Origin of the sequence: Sphingobium lignivorans (assembly GCF_014203955.1) — a bacterium.
Lineage (GTDB): Bacteria > Pseudomonadota > Alphaproteobacteria > Sphingomonadales > Sphingomonadaceae > Sphingobium > Sphingobium lignivorans.
This window is the reverse complement of record NZ_JACHKA010000001.1, coordinates 1,936,419-1,957,329: the sequence shown is the minus strand read 5'-3', so window position 1 is coordinate 1,957,329 and position 20,911 is coordinate 1,936,419. Positions and strand designations below refer to the sequence as shown.

Annotated in this window: 25 protein-coding genes and 1 tRNA gene; 7 read left to right on the top strand and 19 right to left on the bottom strand. The window is 65.9% G+C overall.

Annotated features, from left to right (window positions below):
- The first annotated feature begins 102 nt into the window (after window positions 1-102).
- Together hfq and hflX are read left to right on the top strand one after the other, a co-directional pair.
- Window positions 103-591, top strand: a complete 489-nt coding sequence (hfq, locus tag HNP60_RS08900; protein ID WP_014076120.1) for an RNA chaperone Hfq — start codon at window positions 103-105, stop codon at window positions 589-591.
- Between the two features lie 16 nt (window positions 592-607).
- Entirely contained in the window at window positions 608-1,981 is a 1,374-nt protein-coding gene (hflX, locus tag HNP60_RS08895) for a GTPase HflX (protein WP_184156973.1), read from the top strand.
- A gap of 139 nt (window positions 1,982-2,120) precedes the next feature.
- Here the strand turns inward: hflX and mazG are convergent, their stop codons facing one another.
- The 7 genes from mazG to HNP60_RS08860 all read right to left on the bottom strand — a co-directional run bounded on the left by mazG (window position 2,121) and on the right by HNP60_RS08860 (window position 6,525).
- Window positions 2,121-2,897 carry a nucleoside triphosphate pyrophosphohydrolase gene (gene mazG / locus HNP60_RS08890; RefSeq protein ID WP_184152664.1) on the bottom strand — a complete coding sequence of 259 codons (777 nt, stop codon included), beginning with the start codon at window positions 2,895-2,897 and terminating at the stop codon, window positions 2,121-2,123.
- Between the two features lie 57 nt (window positions 2,898-2,954).
- A complete protein-coding gene (locus tag HNP60_RS08885; protein WP_184152661.1) occupies window positions 2,955-3,803 on the bottom strand; it encodes a WecB/TagA/CpsF family glycosyltransferase in 849 nt (282 codons plus the stop codon).
- 124 nt (window positions 3,804-3,927) lie between these two features.
- A tRNA-Arg gene (locus HNP60_RS08880) sits at window positions 3,928-4,004 on the bottom strand.
- A 141-nt stretch (window positions 4,005-4,145) separates the two neighbouring features.
- Window positions 4,146-4,622, bottom strand: coding sequence for a DUF1178 family protein (locus HNP60_RS08875; protein WP_184152659.1), 477 nt, complete (start codon window positions 4,620-4,622; stop codon window positions 4,146-4,148).
- Complete coding sequence (locus HNP60_RS08870) at window positions 4,619-5,446, bottom strand: carbon-nitrogen hydrolase family protein (RefSeq protein ID WP_184152656.1); 828 nt, start codon at window positions 5,444-5,446, stop codon at window positions 4,619-4,621. Before HNP60_RS08870 ends, HNP60_RS08875 begins: the two co-directional genes overlap by 4 nt.
- 17 nt (window positions 5,447-5,463) lie before the next feature.
- Window positions 5,464-5,721: a glutaredoxin 3 gene (gene grxC, locus HNP60_RS08865; RefSeq protein ID WP_184152653.1), complete on the bottom strand. Its 258-nt coding sequence runs from the start codon at window positions 5,719-5,721 to the stop codon at window positions 5,464-5,466.
- 57 nt (window positions 5,722-5,778) lie between these two features.
- Entirely contained in the window at window positions 5,779-6,525 is a 747-nt protein-coding gene (locus HNP60_RS08860; RefSeq protein WP_184152650.1) for a ComF family protein, read from the bottom strand.
- Window positions 6,526-6,568: 43 nt separating this feature from the next.
- Here HNP60_RS08860 and HNP60_RS08855 point away from each other — a divergent pair, with 43 nt between their 5' ends.
- Window positions 6,569-7,435, top strand: a complete 867-nt coding sequence (locus HNP60_RS08855; protein ID WP_184152647.1) for a methyltransferase domain-containing protein — start codon at window positions 6,569-6,571, stop codon at window positions 7,433-7,435.
- A gap of 1 nt (window position 7,436) precedes the next feature.
- Here the strand turns inward: HNP60_RS08855 and HNP60_RS08850 are convergent, their stop codons facing one another.
- Window positions 7,437-7,841 (bottom strand): (deoxy)nucleoside triphosphate pyrophosphohydrolase, encoded by a 405-nt coding sequence (locus HNP60_RS08850; protein WP_184152644.1) that lies wholly within the window; start codon window positions 7,839-7,841, stop codon window positions 7,437-7,439.
- Between the two features lie 77 nt (window positions 7,842-7,918).
- Between HNP60_RS08850 and HNP60_RS08845 the strand changes: the two genes are divergently transcribed.
- Together HNP60_RS08845 and HNP60_RS08840 are read left to right on the top strand one after the other, a co-directional pair.
- Entirely contained in the window at window positions 7,919-8,089 is a 171-nt protein-coding gene (locus HNP60_RS08845) for a Flp family type IVb pilin (protein ID WP_184049075.1), read from the top strand.
- Window positions 8,090-8,216: 127 nt separating this feature from the next.
- Window positions 8,217-8,381 (top strand): Flp family type IVb pilin, encoded by a 165-nt coding sequence (locus tag HNP60_RS08840; protein WP_014076109.1) that lies wholly within the window; start codon window positions 8,217-8,219, stop codon window positions 8,379-8,381.
- Between the two features lie 118 nt (window positions 8,382-8,499).
- On the opposite strand, the gene HNP60_RS08835 is transcribed toward HNP60_RS08840, so the two are convergent.
- The 5 genes from HNP60_RS08835 to HNP60_RS08815 form a co-directional block, all read right to left on the bottom strand.
- Entirely contained in the window at window positions 8,500-9,978 is a 1,479-nt protein-coding gene (locus tag HNP60_RS08835; RefSeq protein WP_184152640.1) for a M48 family metalloprotease, read from the bottom strand.
- Between the two features lie 149 nt (window positions 9,979-10,127).
- A complete protein-coding gene (locus HNP60_RS08830; RefSeq protein ID WP_014076107.1) occupies window positions 10,128-11,072 on the bottom strand; it encodes an acetyl-CoA carboxylase carboxyltransferase subunit alpha in 945 nt (314 codons plus the stop codon).
- Window positions 11,073-11,082: 10 nt separating this feature from the next.
- Window positions 11,083-12,012: a tyrosine-type recombinase/integrase gene (locus HNP60_RS08825; RefSeq protein WP_184152637.1), complete on the bottom strand. Its 930-nt coding sequence runs from the start codon at window positions 12,010-12,012 to the stop codon at window positions 11,083-11,085.
- Window positions 12,012-13,847, bottom strand: coding sequence for a hypothetical protein (locus tag HNP60_RS08820; protein WP_184152634.1), 1,836 nt, complete (start codon window positions 13,845-13,847; stop codon window positions 12,012-12,014). Before HNP60_RS08820 ends, HNP60_RS08825 begins: the two co-directional genes overlap by 1 nt.
- Window positions 13,848-13,855: 8 nt before the next feature.
- The gene (locus tag HNP60_RS08815; protein WP_184152631.1) at window positions 13,856-14,029 is read right to left on the bottom strand and encodes a hypothetical protein; all 174 of its coding nucleotides are present in this window, start codon (window positions 14,027-14,029) and stop codon (window positions 13,856-13,858) included.
- A gap of 96 nt (window positions 14,030-14,125) precedes the next feature.
- Between HNP60_RS08815 and HNP60_RS08810 the strand changes: the two genes are divergently transcribed.
- Together HNP60_RS08810 and aroB are read left to right on the top strand one after the other, a co-directional pair.
- Window positions 14,126-14,665 (top strand): shikimate kinase, encoded by a 540-nt coding sequence (locus HNP60_RS08810; RefSeq protein ID WP_184152629.1) that lies wholly within the window; start codon window positions 14,126-14,128, stop codon window positions 14,663-14,665.
- Entirely contained in the window at window positions 14,662-15,762 is a 1,101-nt protein-coding gene (gene aroB, locus HNP60_RS08805) for a 3-dehydroquinate synthase (RefSeq protein WP_184152626.1), read from the top strand. Before HNP60_RS08810 ends, aroB begins: the two co-directional genes overlap by 4 nt.
- A gap of 1 nt (window position 15,763) precedes the next feature.
- Here the strand turns inward: aroB and HNP60_RS08800 are convergent, their stop codons facing one another.
- The 6 genes from HNP60_RS08800 to HNP60_RS08775 form a co-directional block, all read right to left on the bottom strand.
- Window positions 15,764-16,102, bottom strand: a complete 339-nt coding sequence (locus HNP60_RS08800) for a DUF423 domain-containing protein (RefSeq protein ID WP_184152623.1) — start codon at window positions 16,100-16,102, stop codon at window positions 15,764-15,766.
- The gene (locus HNP60_RS08795; protein WP_184152620.1) at window positions 16,099-17,904 is read right to left on the bottom strand and encodes a cation:proton antiporter domain-containing protein; all 1,806 of its coding nucleotides are present in this window, start codon (window positions 17,902-17,904) and stop codon (window positions 16,099-16,101) included. Before HNP60_RS08795 ends, HNP60_RS08800 begins: the two co-directional genes overlap by 4 nt.
- Entirely contained in the window at window positions 17,897-18,340 is a 444-nt protein-coding gene (locus tag HNP60_RS08790; RefSeq protein ID WP_184152617.1) for an iron-sulfur cluster assembly scaffold protein, read from the bottom strand. The genes HNP60_RS08795 and HNP60_RS08790 overlap by 8 nt, the downstream gene beginning before the upstream one ends.
- Window positions 18,341-18,355: 15 nt before the next feature.
- Window positions 18,356-18,913 (bottom strand): CvpA family protein, encoded by a 558-nt coding sequence (locus HNP60_RS08785; RefSeq protein WP_184049106.1) that lies wholly within the window; start codon window positions 18,911-18,913, stop codon window positions 18,356-18,358.
- A gap of 10 nt (window positions 18,914-18,923) precedes the next feature.
- Window positions 18,924-20,291 carry a DNA repair protein RadA gene (radA, locus tag HNP60_RS08780; protein WP_184152614.1) on the bottom strand — a complete coding sequence of 456 codons (1,368 nt, stop codon included), beginning with the start codon at window positions 20,289-20,291 and terminating at the stop codon, window positions 18,924-18,926.
- A gap of 83 nt (window positions 20,292-20,374) precedes the next feature.
- Window positions 20,375-20,815 (bottom strand): host attachment family protein, encoded by a 441-nt coding sequence (locus HNP60_RS08775; protein ID WP_184152611.1) that lies wholly within the window; start codon window positions 20,813-20,815, stop codon window positions 20,375-20,377.
- Between the last annotated feature and the right edge of the window lie 96 nt (window positions 20,816-20,911).

Below are 20,911 nucleotides of genomic sequence, written 5' to 3'. Positions count from 1 at the left end.
GGGAATCGCCTAGGTTTCCAGCCGTCCCCACGCAGGGTGGGGCAATCGACGTTCAGACTGGACGCGATGCGGGCAGCGACCCGCCAATAACAGGAGTTAAAAATGGCCGATAAACTCAACAATCTTCAGGACATTTTTCTCAACAGTCTCCGCAAGAGCAAGACTCCGGTGACGATGTTTCTCGTGAAGGGCGTTAAGCTTCAGGGCATCGTGACCTGGTTCGACAACTTCTCCGTGCTGCTGCGCCGGGACGGTCAGACCCAGCTGGTCTACAAACACGCAATCTCCACTGTCATGCCGGCGCATCCGCTCGATCTTTCGAAAATCGAGTCCGCCTTTTCTGCGAATGAGCGCAAGCCCAAGCTGCTGCAGGAGATTTTCCTTTCGGCGGTTCACAAGTCCGGCGAGCCGGTGACGATGTTCCTCGTGAACGGCGTCATGCTTCAGGGCGAGATTTCCGCTTTCGACCTGTTCTGCATGCTTCTCCAGCGCGATGGTCTTGTCCAGCTCGTCTACAAGCATGCCATTTCAACGGTTCAGCCGGCGCATCCGCTCGATCTCTCCGGGGAGAGCGACGATGACGAAGACTGACCGGCGAGTCTGAACCATCGCCCATTTCACAGAACGTGAAGAGGTCGCGCGCGGGGCGCGGGCTGTCGTCGTGCATGCCGACCTTGGCGGGCGGCAGCGGCGCGACGTCTCCGCACGCCTCGAGGAAGCGCGTGGCCTTGCGCTGGCCATCGGGCTGGACGTCGTGGAGACAGGCGTGTGGCGCGTCCGCCAGTCGCGACCGGCCGCCCTGTTCGGCTCCGGTCAGGTCGAGGAGATCGGCGCGCTGGTCGCACAGGCGGAGGCCGAGCTGGTCGTCGTCGACAATAATCTGACGCCGGTCCAGCAAAGTAATCTGGAGAAAGCCTGGTCCGCGAAAGTCATCGATCGCACCGGGCTCATCCTGGAGATTTTCGGCGAACGCGCGGCGACGGCGGAAGGCCGGCTCCAGGTCGAGCTTGCCCATCTCGATTATCAGGCCGGCCGCCTAGTGCGCAGCTGGACGCATCTTGAGCGTCAGCGCGGCGGCTTCGGGTTCCTTGGTGGTCCCGGCGAGACGCAGATCGAGGCGGACCGGCGCATGATCCGCGATCGCATGGCCCGCATCCGGCGCGAGCTGGATCAGGTAACGCGCACGCGCGGCTTGCACCGGGCCCGACGTCAGCGCGCACCCTGGCCGGTGATCGCGCTCGTGGGCTATACCAACGCCGGAAAATCAACTCTTTTCAATCGGCTGACGGGCGCAGATGTCATGGCGCAGGACATGCTGTTCGCCACGCTCGATCCCACCATGCGCCAGATCAGCCTGCCGGGCATCGACAAGGCGATCCTCTCCGATACGGTGGGTTTCGTGTCGGATCTGCCGCACCAGCTCATCGCCGCTTTTCGCGCGACGCTGGAGGAAGTGCTGTCGGCCGACCTCATCCTCCATGTGCGGGACATCGCGCATCCCGATACCGAGGCGCAGAAAGCGGACGTTCTCGATGTTCTCGCCGATCTTGGTGCCGCACCGGCGGACGAGGACGGGTCGGCCGGGAAGGCGGAAGCGCCGGACGCGGCGCATGAAGGAGCGGGGCCGGTCGCGCCCATCATCGAGATATGGAACAAGGCTGACCTGATCGAGGACCCGGAGCGCCTTGCCGCCGTGCGCGCTCGCGCCGAGCAGGAGGGCAATGTCGCCATCGTCTCGGCGCTGACCGGGGAGGGGGTGGACGCGTTGCGGCGCATGCTCTCGGATATACTGGCGAAAGGCCATCGCCGTTACGAGATCACGCTGGACGGCGGAAATGGCGCCGCGCTTGCCTGGCTCCATGCGCATGGTGACGTGCTCCTGGAAGAGCACGATACGTCGGGCGAAACCGCAACGGTGCATGTGTCGGTCCGCATCGCGCCCGCCGACCATGAGCGCTTCCTTCGCCTCCATGGGGGCTGAGACCGTCGCTGCGCCCGCAAGCACCGGGCGCGGGGAGGGGAAGGGCGCCCTTTCAGGTCTTCCAAGGCTTAAAACAGCGGCTGGCTGCGCCGAGCTCGCTCAATGAGATTGCGCCGGCAGGTCGGCCGGGGAAGCCCGGTCAGTCGCGTCCGGCCGACTTCTCCGCTGCTTTCACGGCTTGCCAGAGCGCTTCCTGGTCATCCAGCGCAAGCGCGGGAAAATCGGTGCCGGCCATGGCCTCCATGGCACGGAAGCGGCGCTCGAACTTGACGTTGGCGCGCCGGAGCGCCGTTTCGGGATCGACTCTGTGATGGCGAGCGAGATTGGTCACCGCGAACAGCAGGTCGCCTATCTCTTCCTCAAGCGCCTCCGAGCCGACGGCGTGGGAGACTTCCTCCATTTCTTCCAGTATCTTGTTACGGACATCTTCGACATTGTCCCAGTCGAAGCCCACGCGCGCGGCGCGTTTCTGAAGCTTCTCGGCGCGGGCCAGCGCCGGCAATGCCACCGCAACGCCGGCCAGCGCCGAATGATCGCCGTCATCTTTCTCCGCGCGTTCCGCCGCCTTGATCTCGTCCCAGCCGGGCGATGCGCCGCCATCACCGAACACATGAGGATGACGTCTCACCATCTTCTCGCAAATCACTGTGATGACGTCGGATAAGTCGAACGATCCGGCTTCCTGAGCCATCCGGCTGTGGAACACCACCTGAAGCAGCAGGTCGCCAAGCTCGTCCTTGAGTCCGGCCATGTCATCCCGCTGGATCGCGTCCGCGACTTCATAGGCTTCCTCGATCGTGTACGGCGCGATCGAAGCGAAGTCCTGTGCGACGTCCCACGGACAACCGTGCTCCGGATCACGCAGCCGCGCCATGATATCCTGAAGGGGAGTTATATTCGCCGCCCTGCTGCTCATCTCGAAGTCCGATAATATATATTATGTTAAATGAAAGGGGACGCTCGGCGCGGCGTGTCAGCCCGTGATCGCCGCTTCCGGTTCAGCGCCTCCGGTCTCCGGCCTTGTCTTTCGCGCCGCGGTGACTGGCGAAAGAAATGCCGGCGGGCGATATCGGCCAAGACCATCGAGCAGCACCAGCCAGAAGAATTCCGTGTTGCGCAGATAGCGCATGGCGTAGCGCTTCGGATCGCTGAGCACGCGATGGAGCCATTCCATCGCGATGGCACGCACCCATTTGGGCGCTCGCACCACGGCCTCGGCCTCATAATCGATCGTTGCGCCCACGCCCATGAAAACCTTCACGCCGGGCATGCGATGTCGATGCTTGCTGATCCAGATTTCCTGCTTGGGCGCGCCGAGCCCCACGACGAGACAGGTGGCGCCTGACGCGTTGATCATCTCGATGGCCGTGGCGCATTCGGCTTCGTCATTGACGAAGTTCATCGACGGTCCATGCGCGCCGACGACGATATCACGACCGGCCAGACGGTTGATGCGGGCCTGCGCCATGGCCGCCACGCCCGGCTTCGCGCCCAAAAGGAACATCCGCACATCGGGATTGGATGCGTGATGTTGCCAGTAAGCCGGCACGATATCCGATCCGCACGCCTTGCGCATGGGACCGCGACCAAGGGCGAGTACGCCGCCCCTAACATATTTGCTGTCGCACGACACGATGGTGGCGTCCGCATAAGCGGCGGCGAACTCGGGGTTGCGTTGGAGCTGGTAGAGATGATCGGAATTGACGGTGAAGAGCACGTCATTGTCGAGGCGCTCGACCAGTTCCTGGACCGAAAGATCGTCGATCCACACGTTGAGCAGCCGCGCCTGTCGCCACACCGCTTCGCCGCGCGGCGGCGCCATTCGCTCGTTTTCCATAGTCGGCCCCGTCAAAGGATCGCTCCCTCGGGACGTCCGCGTCGGGGATCGCTCCAGTTCATGTCTGCTTCTCCGTCAAAGCACGCATGCCATCCGACGCGTTAAGGATTGGTGCGCCCGACAGGATTCGAACCTGTGGCCCCCAGATTAGGAATCTGATGCTCTATCCTGCTGAGCTACGGGCGCATGACCAAAAATCGTTGATTTCTGCCGCTTTCGACTATGTGAGCCCACCCGGCATGTCAACGCAAAGTGGAACAGAACGGCAATATCGGGCACAGTCCGGCACACCACCAGCCTGAAGCTTGTGGTCGGTCCGATCGCAATTCAGTGCAATTCGTCAGGCGGCGCGATTGGCACGAGAAGCGGCGCGATGGGAATCCCCTCCTCCATCATCTCCTTGGCGTCCGCCGGCTTCGCGACGCCGTGGAGAATCGCGGGCTCGGCTTCCCCATAATGAATGGCCCTCGCCTGCTCGGCAAAGTCGGCGCCTACCCAGCGGGATTCCTTCAACATTTCCGCCTGGGCGCTCGCCAGCGCATCAAGGAGGTGCTGGACGCGCTCCGCATGGGCCTGCGGATCTTGCGGGACCGCCGGTTGCTTGTCGGAACGGCCGGCAAGATCGCTGTGGCGATTGCCCTTCATGGCCACGGCCGGGGCCATAACGGCCTTGGAAATCGTCGGGCAGCCGCAGGTCGGGCAGTGAATTTGCCCTGCCCTGCGCTGCTCCTCATAATCGGCGCCAGATCGAAACCAGCCTTCGAAGATGTGGTTGCCGGAACATTGAAGGTCGAAGGAAATCATGAAATCACAACGTCTCCGATCGGCTTGCGATGCCGCAGGGCCGGTATTCTCGTTCGCACATCTTCCAGCCGACCGAGGGTCAGGTCCACATAATGGATACCGGTCGTCTGACCTGCATCGAGAAGAACGGTGCCCCAGGGATCGACGACCAGGCTGTGGCCATAAGTGTGGCGGCCATCCTCATGCCGTCCGCATTGCGCCGCCGCAACGATGAAACTTGCCGATTCAATCGCCCGGGCGCGCAGCAGCACATGCCAGTGCGCCTCGCCGGTCGGCACCGTGAATGCGGCCGGCACCGAGATGATGTCCGCGCCGGCATCACTCAGTGTGCCGAACAGGGCGGGAAAGCGCAGATCATAGCAGATCGTCAGTCCGAGCCGACCCCATGGCGTCTGGGTGGCGACGGGCTGCTCTCCCGCGACATAGCTGTTCGATTCCCGCCAGCTTTCGCCGGTCGGCAGATCGACATCGAAGAGGTGGATCTTGTCATAGCGGGCCCGGATGTTCCCGGCGGGGTCGATCAGATAGCCCCGGTTGCGGCGCTTGTCCGGCTGACCCTCGTCGGCAATCGCCAGCGAGCCAAGATGGATCCATATGCCGGCCTGCTGCGCTGCCGCCCGGACGGCGGAGAGCACGGCGTCCTGCTCCTCGTGTACAATCACGCTTCCGGAGCGCTGCCGGTCCCGGTCGAGACAGCCGGACATTTCCGGGGTAAACAATATCCCGGCGCCGCCCCGGGCAGCCTCCTTGATACCGGCAACGAGCGCTGAGGCATTCGCCTGCGGGTCGATACCGGCATTCATCTGGAACAGCGCGATCCGCATGCCTCGGGTCGTCCGTTTCAGAGACCGAGGCGCTCGTCGAGCTTCCCGCTGGCCTCCAGCGCCATGAGATCGTCGCACCCGCCCACATGCTGACCGTCGATGAAGATCTGCGGCACGGTGGCACGGCCATTGGCGCGCTGGATCATTTCCGCGCGGCCGGGGCCGCCCATCGTGATGTCATATTCCTCGAACGCCACGCCCTTGTCGCGGAGCAAGGCAAGAGCGCGAGCGCAATAGCCGCAGAACGCGCGCGTATAGATCTCGACCTGATGCATGGCGATGCGCTTCCTTTCTTTTTTCTTTCCCGGATGTTGGAGCGGCGGACGGGATTGTCAATCGTCCGCCTGCGAGACGCGCGTCCAGCAGAGGATCTCCACCCGGGCCGCGCCATTCTGCTTGAGCAACCGGGCACAGGCCGTCGCCGTCGCCCCCGTCGTCCAGATGTCATCGACCAGAACGACGCGCCGGCCCTCAATCTTCACCCTGGCGCCGGGCGCCAGCACGAATGCCCCGCTGACGATCCGGCTGCGCTCGCGCCGGGAGAGGGCATGGAGCGGCGGCGTGTTTCTCACCCGGCGCAGCAGATCCAGTTCCAGCGCGATCCCCGTCTCCCGCCGCATATGCCCTGCGATCAGCGCCGCCTGGTTGAAGCCGCGGGACCAGATGCGCCATCGGTGCAGGGGCACCGGGAGAAGCAGCCGGCCGGCCGCATCGCCATCCTCGAGCAGTCGAGCCATATTAACCGCCATGAACCGGGCCAGGCTGACCCGGCGACCATATTTGAGCCGATGCGCCATGGTCCGCGCGACGTCCCCATAGCGCATCACCGCACGGGCCCGGTCATAAGGCGGGGGCGTGGCGAGACAGGCTCCGCAGGCGATCCCTTCCCCGCTGCCATGCGGGAGATCGGTCCCGCAGATCGTGCACAGCGGCTCCCCGAGAAAATCGATGGTTGACCAGCAGGCGGCGCAAAGCGTTTCCGGTTCGGCCACGATCACGCCGCACGCCGGGCAACGCGGCGGAAGTGCATAGTCCAGCACCGGCCGGACCGCGGACCTCAAAAACTGAAAAACCCCCATGAAACGGCTTGTTCCACGCGTCCGCAGACGGCACAAGCCCGAGATGAACGTTCCTCGCATCTTCGATCCGGCCTTGCGCGCATCGCGGCGCGACCGGGCCGCCGCCACCTTCCAGCGCCATGACTTCCTTTATGCGGCCATGGCGGAGGAGTTGCTGGAGCGCTTGGGCGATGTCTCCCGCAGCTTTTCTCGCGTCCTCGTCATCGGTTGCCCGGACACAAGGCTGCGGGATTATCTGTCGGCAACCGGCTATGGCCAGGTGACCTGTGCCGACCCCGGGGCGCTGTGGGCTGCCCGGGCGCAAGGCGAGCAGGTGAGCGAAGACGCCTTGCCTTATGAAGGAGGTGCCTTCGACTTGATCCTGTGTTGCGGGACGCTGGATACGGTGAACGACTTGCCCGGCGCGCTGATCGCGATGAATCGCGTGCTGGAGCCCGATGGACTGCTGCTGGTGAGCTTCGTCGGCGCGGGTTCGCTTCCCCGGCTCAGGGCGGCGCTGATGGCAGCCGATGGCGACCGGCCGGCGCAGCGCCTTCATCCGCAGGTCGACGTGCGCGCGCTGGGCGATCTGCTGGCCCGGGCCGGCTTCGCCATGCCGGTCGCTGATCAGCAGACCCTCAACGTACGATATGGATCGCTGTTCGGACTGCTGGGAGACCTGCGCGGAATGGGCGCGGCACAGTGCCTCGCTTCACCTCCCCCGCCGCTCACCCGCGCGGCGCTGGTGCGTGCGGCAGACCATTTCGCGCAGGAAGCCGAGCCCGATGGACGGGTCACCGAGAAATTCGTGATCCTACACGGGAGCGGCTGGCATCCCAGCGCCACCCAGCCCAAGCCCGCACGACGCGGCAGCGCTACGGTCTCCCTTGCCGATGCCTTGCGCCCCTCAGGGCCCAAGCCGACCGGATGAGTCAGAGCAGAGCATCGAGCATGGCGACCAGCGGCTGGTCGGCGGGCGGCATGTCGAGCGCGAACAACTGCTGCTTGTGAAGCCAGCGGCTGTCGCTTGCTTCCGTTGGCACGACCTGCCCCTTCCACTTGCGGCAAACGTAAAGCAGCAGGAGCAGCTGGCGATCCTCGATCATGCCGGTGGCGAAGGTCGCAGGCGCGAGGCAGGCCGTTTCGGTCTCGATGGCCAGTTCCTCGCGCAACTCGCGCACCAGCGCCGCCTCGGGTTGCTCGCCCGGCTCCACTTTTCCTCCCGGAAACTCCCACAATCCGGCCATTGCCTTGCCGGGCGGACGTTGCTGGACAAAAATGCGCGTATTTGAATCCACAAGGGCGGCCGCCACGACGACCAGGGGCTGCTTCGCCATTTGGTTACAGGTCTCTATGAATTATTAACCTCTTCTCCCTTACACATGCACGATCGCCTGTCGCAGAGGAAAAATCGGTGCGCTCGCTCATCCGCAGAATTCTGGTCTCGCAGGACGGCGCGACCGCAGTGGAATATGGCCTCATCATCTCGCTCATCGTGCTTGGGATGATCGGTGCGCTGACCAGCATGGCGACCAAAACCAACAATGTGTGGTCGAACGTCGCCAATCAGGTGAGCAATCATTAACCATCTATTCTTTACAGTCATGCCTCTACGTTAGGACTTTGGAAACGATCCTGCCGCTAGAAACCTGATGCTGACTGATTTTTTGTTGGCCGGGTGATTGTAGTACTGCAGATCGAGGAGACCTGTCATGAATTTCGTTCGCAAGATGATGAAGAACAACAAGGGTGCGACCGCCATCGAATATGGCCTGATCGCTGCCCTGATCGCCGTCGCCGCTATCGGCGCCATGAGCAGCCTGGGCGGCAGCCTGGAGAATACCTTCAACAAGGTGTCGAACAAGCTCGACGAATAGTCTTTCCGTCGGGGAGTTTCGACGACTCCTTCTCGACAGGCAAGAGGCGGCGGCGCCATGTGCCGCCGCCTTCTTTGCGTCTGGGATCGCGAGGCGCCGTCGCCGCGCGTCCAGTCTCCTAATTGGTGATGATCTTCACGCGCCGCCCGGGCTCGAGCCGGCTATTCGCCTGCAGTGCGTTGAGCACCAGAAACCGTTCCAGCTTATGATCGCTATAGGCCAGGCGGCTGGCGATGCTCTGCGCGGTATCGCCCGCCCGCACGGTCACCAGGCGCACCCGGCGTGGCTTCACTGAGCCTGCTTCCGTGTCGCTGAGGCGCGCCACGGAACTGACCAGTGGGGACAGGTTGCCGAGTCCCTGCCCGGCCGGCGTCACCACCACGAAATGATAGGCCGTCGATGGCCCGAACTGATAGGCGACGACTGTCACATCGAGCCGGGCTCCTTGCGAATTGGTCATGCTCGCAGCGCCGGATGCGGTCTGCAATCCGTTGATGGTCGTGCGTCTCACCGCGATCGAAGGGCGTTGACCCTGCCCTGCCAACTGCCCGAACACATTCTGGACATAAGCGTCGAGATCGCCGCTGAACGATGTGCCGGTGAATTGCGCCTGCCCCGACTGTCCCACGATGGAGACGGCATTGGTGCCGTTCTGGATGGTGAAGCCGCTCGGTGCCGTGAACTTGAGCTTGAACGTGGGGTGGATGAACTCGCGCCCAGAGACGATGCCTTCCTTCGGATCGTCGTCATAGAGCATGCCGTCGAGATTCTGGAGGAACGTGCTCGCATTGCGCAGGCTGCTCGTGGATCGCGTGGCCTGGGCATTGGTGAGCGCCCGGCGGACGCGCGAGGCAGGGTCGGGGTGCGTGCTTGCCCATTCCGGCACGGTGCTGCCCTGCCCGCCGATCTGCCCGTCGAGCGTATTCTGCGCGGCGAGCGAGGCCAGCATCGAGGAGAGCGCCTTGGGATCATAGCCCGCGCTTGCCAGATAGCGAATGCCCAGATCGTCCGCTTCATATTCCTGCGAGCGGGAGAATTTGAGCGTGAGCAGCTGCGCACCGGTGCCAATGCCCCGCTGCAGGAGCTGGCCGAGCCCGGAGTCGCCGGCAACAGCGCCCACCAGGACCTGTCCGAGCATACCCAGGATCGAGTTGCGCGTCGCGGCGCTCTGGCGCCTTTGGCTGTGCTGCGCGGCCACATGGCCGACTTCATGCCCCAATACGCCCGCCAGCTCCGCTTCGTCATTCATGAGCGCCATGAGCTGCCGCGTCACATAGACATAGCCGCCGGGGATCGCGAAGGCGTTGTTCACTCGCGAGTTGAGCAGGCTGATCGTGAAATCATTCTGCTGGCTGGAAAGGCTCGACTGGACGGCGATCCGCTTGCCGACGCTGGTCACATAGGCGGCCTGCGGTCCGCTGTAGAGCCCGCCGAACTCGGCCAGAAGCTCCGGATGCGCCTTGGCGCCCTGCGCCTTCTCGTTCTGGCTCATCGAGGTGGCGGTCTGGATCTGGCGCTGGGCCGTGCCGGTCCCTGTGGCAGCGCAGCCGGCCACCAGCGCGCCGCCGAGCCAAAGCGTGAGAAACCTGCGACCCATGAGCCTCCCCTCGTCCTGTTTCTGCAAGATCAGTCTGCCTTCCGTGGATTAATCCGGCTTCCATGGAATGCAAAGCGGTCCACGCGGTTCCGCCTGCCTTGTTCCGGATGGAAGCCGGGTTGCCCCGGACGGGCCGTTTCCGCTGTCGCTCAACCGCCCATGGCGAGGAACTTGTCTGCCCGCTGGCGGCGAAGCTGATCGGCCCCAAGGCCATCGAGCGTCCGCAATTCCTCGACGATCGCCTTCTGCAGCGTCTCGATGGCGGCAGCCGGCATACGATGCGCGCCGCCGACCGGCTCGGGCACGATGCGGTCGATCACGCCGAGCGTGGCGAGGTGCTGCGCGGTGACTTGCATCGCCTGCGCCGCATCCGCGGCCTTGTCGGCCGTGCGCCAGAGAATCGACGCGCATCCTTCCGGAGAGATCACGGAGTAGATGGCATGCTCGAACATCAGCACCCGGTTCGCGGAAGCCAGCGCGACCGCGCCGCCCGATCCGCCTTCTCCCACGATCGCGGCGACCATCGGCACGCCGAGCGCGAGACAGGCTTCGGTGGCGCGGGCGATGGCCTCGGCCTGACCCCGCTCCTCGGCCTGGACGCCGGGAAAGGCACCGGACGTATCGACAAGCGTGACCACCGGCAGGCCGAAGCGATCGGCCAGTTCCATGAGGCGGATCGCCTTGCGGTAGCCTTCCGGCATGCCCATGCCGAAATTGTGCTTCACGCGCGAGGCCGTGTCATTGCCCTTCTCGTGGCCAATGAGCATGACCTTGCGGCCCGCGATGGTCGCGAATCCGCCCTGGATCGCCTTGTCGTCCGCGAAGGCGCGGTCTCCGGCGAGCGGCATGAAATCGCTGCACATCATGGCTGTGAAATCGCGGAAATGCGGGCGCGCCGCGTGGCGGGCGACTTGCGTCTTCTGCCAGGGCGTGAGCTTGGCATAAAGATCCGCCAGCATCGTGGTCGAGCGCTGCTGGAGCTTTTCGATTTCCGCATCGATGTCGATCGCGCCACTGTCGGCTGTTTCGCGCAATTCATCGATGCGCGCCTGCAGGGCCGCGACCGGCTTCTCAAAGTCGAGATAACTGATCATCGGCAGCGCGCTATACTCCGGGCCGCCTGAGGTCAACGAGCGGATGACGGGCGTTGACGAGAGCGACGAGCCGGCCGGCATCGACATGAGTGTAGATCTGCGTGGTTGCGATGTCGGCATGGCCCAGCATCGCCTGCAGGGCGCGCAGGTCCGCACCGCCTTCGAGCAGGTGCGTCGCGAAGGCGTGGCGCAGGACGTGCGGGCTGACCCGGGCGGGATTGATGCCCGCTTCGGCCGCGAGCGCGCGGACGATCTGGAACAGCCGGACGCGGCTGAGATGCCCTTTGCCGGAGGGGAAGAGCCAGGGGCTGTTTTCCGGCAGGTGCGGCCGCCAGTCGGCGATGGCGGCGCGCGCGCGGTCGGAGATCGGGACGAGCCGCTCGCGCCCGCCCTTGCCGCGGAGAATCAGGAACGGCCGGTCGGCGGCAAGCGCCCGGGCGGGCAGCGAGACCAGTTCGGTGGCGCGCAGGCCCGATCCGTACAGCAGCTCGATCAGGGCAGCGAGGCGCAGGTCGAGCGGATTAACCGGGGTACGCGCGAGGCGCTCGGCAATGGCGGCAAAGATCGCGTCGACATCGCCATGGCCCAGCACGCGCGGCAAGGCGCGGCGGACGGACGGACGCGGGAGCCCGCCCGATGGATTGTCCGTCCGCACCCCTTCCGTCTCGAGAAAAGCGAAGAAACCGCGCAGCGCCGAGGATTTGCGCGCGAGGCTGGAGGGCGCGAGGTCCGCCCAGTCCTCCCCCAGCGTCGCCAGTGCCGCGTCGTCTGCGGGCGCCAGATGGCCGAGGCGCGCTGCGGCATCCTCCAGATCGTTGCGATAGGCGAGCAGCGTATTGCGCGCTGCGCCGCGTTCCGCCGCCAGCATGGCGAGGTAGCGGTCGATCATCGTCCTGTCGCGGGGAGCAATGGGACGATCCGCGTCCTCACCCTCAGCCATCAGAGCCGCGCCATCGCCTCGGCGGCAATCATGCGGGCATAGGGATCCAGTCCCACCTGACGGAGTGCCGCCACGATGAAATAGAGCTGCTGGGGCGTCATGGCCTGCCAGTTCTGCCCCTGCATGCCGACAGCGGCCAGAAGCGCCACGGTTCCGCGTTCCCCGCGCTGCGCCGATGCCATGATCGAACGACTCCAGCGCCGCCGGGGAACGGGATCGATGCCGGCGCCCTGCAACAGGCGGTCGCGGGCATCGGCCGGCAGCCGGTCCAGCCCGGCGAGCGCGGCAACGAGGCTGCCACCCAGCAATTCTCCCTCGCCGCTCGTGGCCGAGACGAAGGACTCGATGCGGCCCGCGGACATGTCGAAGGCCGGTGCCGGCAGGCCGGTAGCGAGAAGCGCCCAGGTCCGCTCGCGCGCATGGCCTTCCAGTCGGCCGAGCGCGGCGGCCCAGCGCGCGGCGTTCCGGTCATAGCCGCCGGAGAGCATCGCGGCGACAAGCCAGGGCGTATCCTCGCCCGCGCCGGCCGTCGGCGGCAGCGCCGCGGCAGCGCGCGCGATCACGGGAAGCGCGCCGAAATGAACCTCGCCGGGGCCCGCCGGCCAGCGGTCGGCCGGCTGCAAGCGCCAGAACTCCCGCATCGCCTCGATCCGTCCGCCTATGGAATTCGCGCCATAGGCATTGCGCAGAAGCTCGGCGCTCTCACTGCTATCGTCGTCCTCGGCAAGCGCCGCATGAAATCCGAGCGCGGTCCTGCCTGAGAACACGCCCAGCCGTGTCGCCACGGCCGTGCCCGGCAGGCGCTGCGCGGGCGTAAGTCCGGGCGCGCGGGCTTCCCACGCGCGGACCTGCGGCCCGACGGTGCCATAGAGCGCGGTGGGAATCTCGACATTCGTCGCCGTCGCGAGCCCGAAGCGCCAGGCGGTGAGGCGATCCACACCATCCCACTCGATTCGCACCGAGCGTCGGCTGTTGGGGCCGGCGCCGACCACCTTTTCGGCGAGCCGGTAATCGATGCCGCGCGCGATGCCACGACGGGATGCCTGGTTGAGCAGCGCGCTTGCCGAGCCCTGGTCGGCCGAAAAGGATGCGCAGATCGCCTGCGCCATGAACCAGCCCGGCTCGTCGCTGAAATTGCGGGCGCGGGGCAGCAGCGGGCAGAAACCGGCGGGATCGGCCGTGGCCAGCTGCGTCTGCATCGCCACGGAATAGAGGCGCCGCGTATACTGGTCCGAATCGACGCCCTGGACGAGCAGGCGGGCATTGTCCGCCTCGCCCATGCGCAACAGTAACCAGGCGCGCTCGGCTACCCAGTCTGCCCCGTTGATGTCGCCCGGCGTGTCGATCTGGGAGATCAGGGCGCGGCGCAGCAGGATGCTGGCCCATCGCGACATGAACGGCGCGCGGGTGGCGCGCATGATGCTTGCGAGAGCCTGCCCATGCGTCTGGCCGAATGCCGCGCGGTCCAGTCCGCCAAGCTCGGGTGTAAGCGGCCCGATGACATCGAGCGAACGCCGGGCCGTCGGCGGTAGATCATATTTCTCCGCGATCTCATCGGCCTGCGCGGCATTCTGGGCCGCATTGTCCGAGGCTTGCATCGCGTTCGCGGCCTGATCGATCGCACTCGTGGCGGGCAGCAAGGGAGTCGGCGTGCTCGTCGAGGGAGTCGACGGTGGCGGTGCAGGCTGGTTGCGAGCGGGGGGCGCCGAGGGCGTCGGCGCAGGTTCTCCGAATCCCTCCGGCAGTAGCGATTCCGGCCCGCTCTGCGCCAGCACGGGAAGAGCGAGCGCAAGCGCGCTCAGGCCAGCAAGGAGCAGGGGCCGGTTGAACCGCATCCGGCGGCCTATCCTGCCAGATTTTCGGCGGAAACGGGGATCTCGATCTCGCTGACCGGCTGCTCCCCGCCTTTCCACCAGGACAGGGCGAGGAGGAGGACCAGCAGGATGGGCGGAATCCAGACGAGAAGGGACAGAGGATGTCTGCGAGGGCGGTAGGGGTCGCGGCGGCTGAGTTTCATGATGGAATTGCGTGGCCTTGCCGAAATTTCAGGTTCTCGAGACGGCAGATGATCGCCGTTGCCTCAGGCGTGTGCCGCTGTATAGCCGCGCAAATCATGGTGCGAAACGATAAATATGAGGATCGGCGGCCGCAGACCTCTCTGGTCCTCGTGGGACTGATGGGCGTGGGCAAGTCGACCATCGGCCGCCGGCTGGCCGCGCGCCTCGGACTGCCCTTCGTCGACGCGGACGACGAGATCGAGCGCGCCGCCGGAATGAGCATCCAGGAAATCTTCGACACCTTCGGCGAAGCGCAGTTCCGCGACGGCGAGCGGCGCGTGATCGCGCGGCTGATCGATGGCACGCCCAAGGTGATCGCGACCGGGGGCGGTGCGTTCGTCAACGAGGACACGCGCAGGCTCATCCTGGACAAGGCTGTCGCGATCTGGCTCGATGCCAATATCGACATTCTGGTCGAACGCGTCTCTCGCCGCGATGGCCGGCCGCTGCTCCGGAACCGCAACGCCCGCGAGGTGCTCACCCAGCTGGCGGACGAGCGGCGCCCCTTCTATTCCCAGGCGCCGATCCGCGTGATGAGCTCGGATTCGCCGCATGACGCGACCATAGACAAGATCATGAAGGCGATCGGCCAATGAGCATCGTTCCCGTTTCCCTCGGCGCGCGCAGCTATGATGTGCGCATAGAGACCGGCCTGCTGGATCGCGCCGGTGAAGCACTGGCGCCTTATGCCAGTGGCCGGCCGTTCCTCGTCGTCACCGACACGAATGTCGCTGCCGCGCAATGGCCCCGCCTTGCCGCCGCGCTGGAAGGCGCCGGGCTGCGTGCCGAACTGGTGACGCTGCCGGCCGGCGAAGCCACCAAGGACTGGAAGCATCTGGAAAGCCTGACGGACCGGATGATCGCGCACGGGATCGAGCGCGCGGACCATGTCGTGGCCTTTGGGGGCGGTGTGATCGGCGATCTCGTCGGCTTCGCGGCGGCGATCTTGAAGCGCGGCTGCCGCTTCATCCAGATCCCGACGACGCTGCTCGCCCAGGTCGACAGTTCCGTGGGCGGCAAGACCGCGATCAACAGCCGCGCGGGCAAGAACCTGATCGGCGCATTCCATCAGCCCTCGCTGGTGCTGATCGATCCGGCCACATTGGATACGCTCGGGCGGCGTGATGTCGCGGCGGGCTATGCCGAAGTGGTGAAATACGGTCTGATCGACGACGCCGACTTCTTCGCCTGGTGCGAGGCCAATGGCGCTGCCCTGTTGGCAGGCGATCCGGAAGCGCGCAGCCATGCCATCGCGAAGAGCGTCGCCGCCAAGGCCGCCATCGTCGCGGAGGACGAGCGCGAGATTACCGGGCGGCGCGCGCTGCTCAATCTCGGGCATACCTTCGGCCATGCGCTGGAAGCCGAGACCGGCTTTTCCGACAGGCTGCTCCATGGGGAAGGCGTGGCCGCCGGCATGGCGCTTGCCTTTGCCTATTCGGCCCGGCGCGGCGAATGCCCGCCCGAGGATGCGGCGCGCGTCAGGGATCATCTGCGCGCCATGGCCCTGCCGGCTTCGCTTGCCGATGCGGGCATCGATGCATCCGGCGCCACGCTCGTCGCGCATATGCTTCACGACAAGAAGATGAGCGCAGGCACCTTGCCCTTCCTGCTCGCACGCGGTATCGGACAGACCTGGCTGGCGAAGGATGTCGATCTCGCGGACGTCTCCGCCTTTCTCGACGAGAGCCGCTGACTCAGCGGGGCGGCCGCGCGAAGAGCCAGCCGGCCCACAGCCACCCCAGGATCATCATGACGCCCCCGATGGGCGTGATCGCGCCGAACCAGCGCGGCGCGCCAAGCGCCATGGCATACAGCGTGGCAGCGAAAAGCACGCTGCCGCCCAGCAGCAACGCGGCAGGCGCGCGTAGGCCCGCCCGGTTCCCCAGCGCAACAACGGCCACGGCATGGACGAGCTGATACAGGCCGCCCGTGCGCAGCCATTCCGCCGCCTGCTCACTGCCGGCGGCGTGCGCGCCAAAGGCTGCTGCCGCGATGGCAATGGCCGCGCTGAGCGCTGCAAGAATCGCAATCATGCCTCGTCTCCCACTGTCGCCTTGTGAGGCAGGACCATGGTCCGCCCGGGGCGGTAAAGCAGATCCTTGGTCGCCAGCAATCCCGAAGCGAGCTGCACGTCCAGTCGCTTGCGATCATTGTCGCGATACTGCCGCTCGATCTCGTCGATCTGCTCGGGTGAAACACCCAGCTCCTTGAGGGCGAACCTGCCCATGGTCACGGCGGATTCGAACACTTCCCGGACCACGGCAGCAGGCGAGAGGCTGGCGAAGTCGAGAAGCTGCTGGCGATCATGCGCACGCACCAGCACGGCAGCCTGCGGAAAGGCCTCCATCGCTTCGTGGACCATGGCAGGCGTCAGCCGGCGATCATCGAGCGCGAAGATCAGCAGGCTGGCCTCCTCCGCGCCAGCCCGCCGCAGAAGATCGATGCTGGTGCCGTCGCCATAATAGACCTTGATGTCGAACTGGCGGGATTGCTCGATCTGGGCTGGCTTCCGGTCGATGAGCGTGACCTTGCAACCCTGGCCCATCAGCATCTGGGCCACGGTCTGACCGAAACGGCCATAGCCCACGATGATCGCGCCGCCGCGCGCCTGCCCGTCCGGCCCGTCGAGCGCCGCCGTCTCGTCGTCCTTCGCCGAGAATTCGAGCCGGCGCGCGAGCATGAGCAGCAGCGGCGTCGTCATCATCGAGACGGTGACGATCGCGCTGAACATGCTCGCGGCTTCCGGCGCGATCAGCAGCGCGTTCTGCGCATGGGCGAACAGCACGAAGCCGAACTCGCCACCTTGGCTCAACAGCAGGCCGAGCGCCAGCGCCTGCCCGCTTGGCATGCCGAACAGCCGGCCCAGTCCGGCGATGAGCCCGATTTTCACGGCCACCAGCGCCAGCGCCATGCCCAGGATGAACAGCGGTTCCCGGATGATGACTCCGACATCGAGCACCATGCCGACCGCGACGAAGAACAGGCCAAGCAGGATCATGCGGAACGGCTCGACATCGGACTCGATCTCGTGCCGATAGGGCGAGTCCGCCAGCATCACACCCGCAATGAAGGCGCCGAGCGCCGGCGAGAGGTGCAGGGCGTGCATCAGCGAGGCGGACGCCAGCACCGCGAACAGCCCGACCGCCACGAACAGCTCCCGCTCCCCGAAACGGCCGACGAGACGCAGCAGAGGCTGGAGCAGGAAGCGCCCGGCCAGGACGAGGCCGACGATCGCGCCCAGCGTATAGAGCGCCAGCATCCAGTTGGGCGGCGCGGCGGGATCGGCCGGCGCCCGGGAAAGCGAGGCGATGATGGTGATCATCGGCACGATCGCCAGGTCCTGCAGCAGCAGGATGGAGAAGGCCTTCTCGCCGAACGGGGAGTTGATCCGCCCGCTCTCCTTCAGGCTGGGCAGCACCTGCGCGGTGGAGGACAGGGCGAGAGGGAGCCCGAGGGCAATCGCGGCGCCGAGCGTGAAGCCGGTCGTCAGGAAGATCAGCGCGACGAGCACGATGCCGCACGTCACCACCTGCAGCACGCCCAGCCCGAAGATATCCCGTCTCAGCCGCCAGAGACGCGCGGGATTGAGCTCCAGGCCGACCAGGAACAGCAGCAGCACGATGCCGATCTCGGCAATGGCGAGCTTGCTTTCGCCCCCGCCCACCAGGCCGAGACCATAGGGTCCCACCAGCGCGCCGGCCACCAGATAGCCGAGCGTGGCGCCGAGCCCGAAACGACGGAACAGGATCACGAAGGCCAAAGCGACGCTGAGCAGGATGACACCTTCGCTCAGCAGCAATTCCGTCACGGTCGGAACCGCGCCGGCGTCATCCACCGGCCGATGCCCGAGCCAGCGCCTGCTCCATGGCGGCTTCCGCCGCTTCAAAGGCAAGGCGCATGGAGGGATGCCGCGCCGGATAATCGCGCCCTGCCGCCAGCAGGTCGAGCGACGGCCAGTCGGGCAGGCTGTCGCTTTCCCGAGAAAGATAGGCGCGCCAGCCCTGGCTCGCAGCCGCGATCCGCGCCTTGTCCGCGCCGATTACGCCGCGTGCGAAGATCGCCGCAGCCGCCTGTCCGAGCGCACAGGCCTTGGCGTCGAGCCCGATCGCCTCGATGGTGCCTGCCGCATCCAGGCGCAGCGTCACGCTCATCCGGCTGCCGCAGGTGGGGGAGCGCCGTTCGTCGGCGCCATCGGCATCGCTGAGCGGCGGGAAGGACGCCACGTCCGCCGCCATGCGCAGGACGTCAATGCTGTAAAGGCTGGCGCTCATCGCGTCGGCTGCCTGTCATTCGCCGGCATCGGCCGCATTGTCCTGCTCGCTTTCTCCGAAATCGCCGAGCAGCCCGCCCTGCCGACTGTTCTCCGCAATCCATTTGCTCGTGGCCGAGCTGCTGGCGTTCAGCAGCGGATAGGAGCGCGAGAGGCGCATCCAGTCCGGCCGGTTCGTCTCTATCCCGTAGAGCGCGTCATAGACGATCGTGAAGAGAACGAAACAGATCGTGGCGACGAGCAGGCCCTTCACCGCGCCGAAGCCAAGCCCGAGAAGCCGGTCGAACATGCCCAGCGCAGAGCTCTTGGTCTTGCCGCCGATATAGCCGGCCAGCACTTTCCCGAGCCCGTAGACAAGCCCGAAGATCGCGACGAAGGCGATGAGGGCCGCGCCATATTCCGAGCCGACGAGGCCGGTCAGCATCGCCGTCACCGGGGCGTGGAACAGGCGCACCGCGACAAAGCCGCCGATCAATGCGCCCAGCGCCAGCGATTCCGTGACAAAGCCTGCGATGAACCCGCGAATGGCGAGGCCGCCGATGAGAAGGAGGACGGCAATGTCGAGTGCGGTCATGCTGCGGTCGCTAGTCCCGCCCAAGCATATGGTCAACAAGCTCGCTGAGCTGCGTGAAACCGCTCACGGAGAGTTCCTTGGCCTGCTTTGCCGCGCTCGACGGAACGAGCGCGCGCCGGAAGCCGAGCTTGGCCGATTCGCGCAGGCGCAGCGGGGCATGCGCCACGGGCCTCACCTCGCCGGATAGCGCGATTTCACCCATCACCACGGCGTCCTGCGGCACGGGTCGCTCGGAGAGCGCGGAGATGAGCGCGCTGGCCACGGCAAGGTCGGCGGCCGGATCCTGCAGGCGATAGCCGCCCGAGACATTGAGATAGACTTCACAGGCCGAGAAGCTGAGCCCGCAACGCGCCTCCAGCACGGCGAGGATCATGGCGAGGCGGCCGCTGTCCCAGCCCACCACCGCGCGCCGGGGCGTGGCGCCGCTGGCAAGCCGCACCGTCAGGGCCTGGATTTCCACAAGCACCGGCCGCGTCCCCTCGATCGCGGGAAAGACTGCCGTGCCGGCCACGCGTTCGTCCCGCTCGGTGAGGAAAAGCAGGGAAGGATTGGCGACTTCCTGGAGCCCTTCGCCGGCCATGGCGAAGACGCCGATCTCGTCGGTGCCGCCGAACCGGTTCTTGATCGCTCTCAGGATGCGATATTGATGGCTGCGCTCACCCTCGAAACTGAGCACCGTGTCGACCATGTGCTCCAGCACGCGCGGTCCCGCGATCGTGCCGTCCTTGGTGACATGCCCCACCAGGATGAGCGCGGCTCCGCCCTTCTTGGCGAAGCGGACGAGTTCCTGCGCGGAGGCGCGGACCTGGCTCACCGTGCCCGGCGCGCCCTCGATCGTGTCGCTGTGCATCGTCTGGATGGAATCGATGACGAGCAGATCCGGTGCGCGCCCCCGCCCCAGCGTGGTGAGAATATCGCGCACGGATGTCGCGCTGGCGAGCTGCACGGGCGCATCGCCAAGGCCGAGCCGGCGCGCCCGCAGCCGCACCTGATCGGCCGCTTCCTCCCCGCTCACGTACACGACGCCGCGCCCCGCGCGGGCGAGACTGGCAGCGGCCTGCAGCAGCAGAGTCGATTTGCCGATGCCGGGATCACCGCCGATCAGCGTGGCCGACCCCGCGACGAGGCCGCCCCCCAGCGCCCTGTCGAATTCGGCAAGGCCGGTGCCGAGTCGCTCGGGCAGGGCCACGTCGCTGTCCAGCCCGACTAGCGAAATGGCGCGCCCGCCATCCTGCAGATCGTGCCGGACGGAGAAAGCCGTCGGCGCGGCTTCCTCGACCAGCGTGTTCCATTCTCCGCAATCGTCGCATTGTCCCTGCCAGCGCGTGGCCAGCGACCCGCAGGCTTGGCAGACATATCGGCGTTTGAGCTTGACCATGCCCCCTCATATCAGAACGAAGAGGGAACGCCAGATCAAAGCGGCGCGCGGGAAAGAGGCTCGGTACAGCGCAGGAGCGGCGCTCAGCTTTCGCTGACGATCCGCTCGATGTCCGGCACCGGATGCCCTGTCAGATCTTTGGCCACTTCGCCCACCAGCCGGCTTTCCAGCTCCTTGTGGTAGTGGCCGCGCAGCTCGCCCAGCGTTTTGGGCGGCGCGACGATGATGAGCTTGTCGAACGCATTCGCCAAGGCGCGCTTGTTGAGGATCGCGGCCGCTTCATCGGCGAACCTGTCCTCGGCAAGGCGATGGAAATCGGTTTCTTCCATGGCACTGCGCCCTGGCCCGACCGAAGAGAAGGCCCGGCCGGGCGCATCGGTCCCCTGCTCGTGCCCCGGAGGATTGTCCTGCTCGCGCTCCTGCTCGAGCACGAGATTGGGATAGGTCTCGTCGCCCTCGTTACGGAAGAGCAGCATCTTCTTGCCGTCCATCACCGCGACAAGAGTCCCATGATCGATCTTCATCTTCTTCCTCCATTCGACGTTCTGCAGCGATAACGAATGGCCGGTCCGCCCGGTTGCGTCCCGCGTTCGGGGGGGCTTGTCAAGCGGGTTCGCGCA

Coding starts and splice junctions, on each gene's coding strand:
- HNP60_RS08850 (WP_184152644.1), bottom strand. CDS start 7,841: ATGGCGAAGCAGCCCCTGGTCGTCGTGGCGGCCGCCCTTGTGGATTCA.
- HNP60_RS08885 (WP_184152661.1), bottom strand. CDS start 3,803: ATGGCGCCGCCGCGCGGCGAAGCGGTGTGGCGACAGGCGCGGCTGCTC.
- grxC (WP_184152653.1), bottom strand. CDS start 5,721: ATGCATCAGGTCGAGATCTATACGCGCGCGTTCTGCGGCTATTGCGCT.
- HNP60_RS08830 (WP_014076107.1), bottom strand. CDS start 11,072: ATGATCAGTTATCTCGACTTTGAGAAGCCGGTCGCGGCCCTGCAGGCG.
- HNP60_RS08835 (WP_184152640.1), bottom strand. CDS start 9,978: ATGGGTCGCAGGTTTCTCACGCTTTGGCTCGGCGGCGCGCTGGTGGCC.
- mazG (WP_184152664.1), bottom strand. CDS start 2,897: ATGAGCAGCAGGGCGGCGAATATAACTCCCCTTCAGGATATCATGGCG.
- HNP60_RS08840 (WP_014076109.1), top strand. CDS start 8,217: ATGAATTTCGTTCGCAAGATGATGAAGAACAACAAGGGTGCGACCGCC.
- HNP60_RS08825 (WP_184152637.1), bottom strand. CDS start 12,012: ATGGCTGAGGGTGAGGACGCGGATCGTCCCATTGCTCCCCGCGACAGG.
- HNP60_RS08860 (WP_184152650.1), bottom strand. CDS start 6,525: ATGGGGGTTTTTCAGTTTTTGAGGTCCGCGGTCCGGCCGGTGCTGGAC.
- HNP60_RS08810 (WP_184152629.1), top strand. CDS start 14,126: ATGGTGCGAAACGATAAATATGAGGATCGGCGGCCGCAGACCTCTCTG.
- HNP60_RS08815 (WP_184152631.1), bottom strand. CDS start 14,029: ATGAAACTCAGCCGCCGCGACCCCTACCGCCCTCGCAGACATCCTCTG.
- hfq (WP_014076120.1), top strand. CDS start 103: ATGGCCGATAAACTCAACAATCTTCAGGACATTTTTCTCAACAGTCTC.
- radA (WP_184152614.1), bottom strand. CDS start 20,291: ATGGTCAAGCTCAAACGCCGATATGTCTGCCAAGCCTGCGGGTCGCTG.
- HNP60_RS08790 (WP_184152617.1), bottom strand. CDS start 18,340: ATGAGCGCCAGCCTTTACAGCATTGACGTCCTGCGCATGGCGGCGGAC.
- HNP60_RS08775 (WP_184152611.1), bottom strand. CDS start 20,815: ATGAAGATCGATCATGGGACTCTTGTCGCGGTGATGGACGGCAAGAAG.
- HNP60_RS08875 (WP_184152659.1), bottom strand. CDS start 4,622: ATGATTTCCTTCGACCTTCAATGTTCCGGCAACCACATCTTCGAAGGC.
- HNP60_RS08870 (WP_184152656.1), bottom strand. CDS start 5,446: ATGCGGATCGCGCTGTTCCAGATGAATGCCGGTATCGACCCGCAGGCG.
- HNP60_RS08820 (WP_184152634.1), bottom strand. CDS start 13,847: ATGCGGTTCAACCGGCCCCTGCTCCTTGCTGGCCTGAGCGCGCTTGCG.
- HNP60_RS08785 (WP_184049106.1), bottom strand. CDS start 18,913: ATGACCGCACTCGACATTGCCGTCCTCCTTCTCATCGGCGGCCTCGCC.
- HNP60_RS08855 (WP_184152647.1), top strand. CDS start 6,569: ATGAACGTTCCTCGCATCTTCGATCCGGCCTTGCGCGCATCGCGGCGC.
- aroB (WP_184152626.1), top strand. CDS start 14,662: ATGAGCATCGTTCCCGTTTCCCTCGGCGCGCGCAGCTATGATGTGCGC.
- HNP60_RS08800 (WP_184152623.1), bottom strand. CDS start 16,102: ATGATTGCGATTCTTGCAGCGCTCAGCGCGGCCATTGCCATCGCGGCA.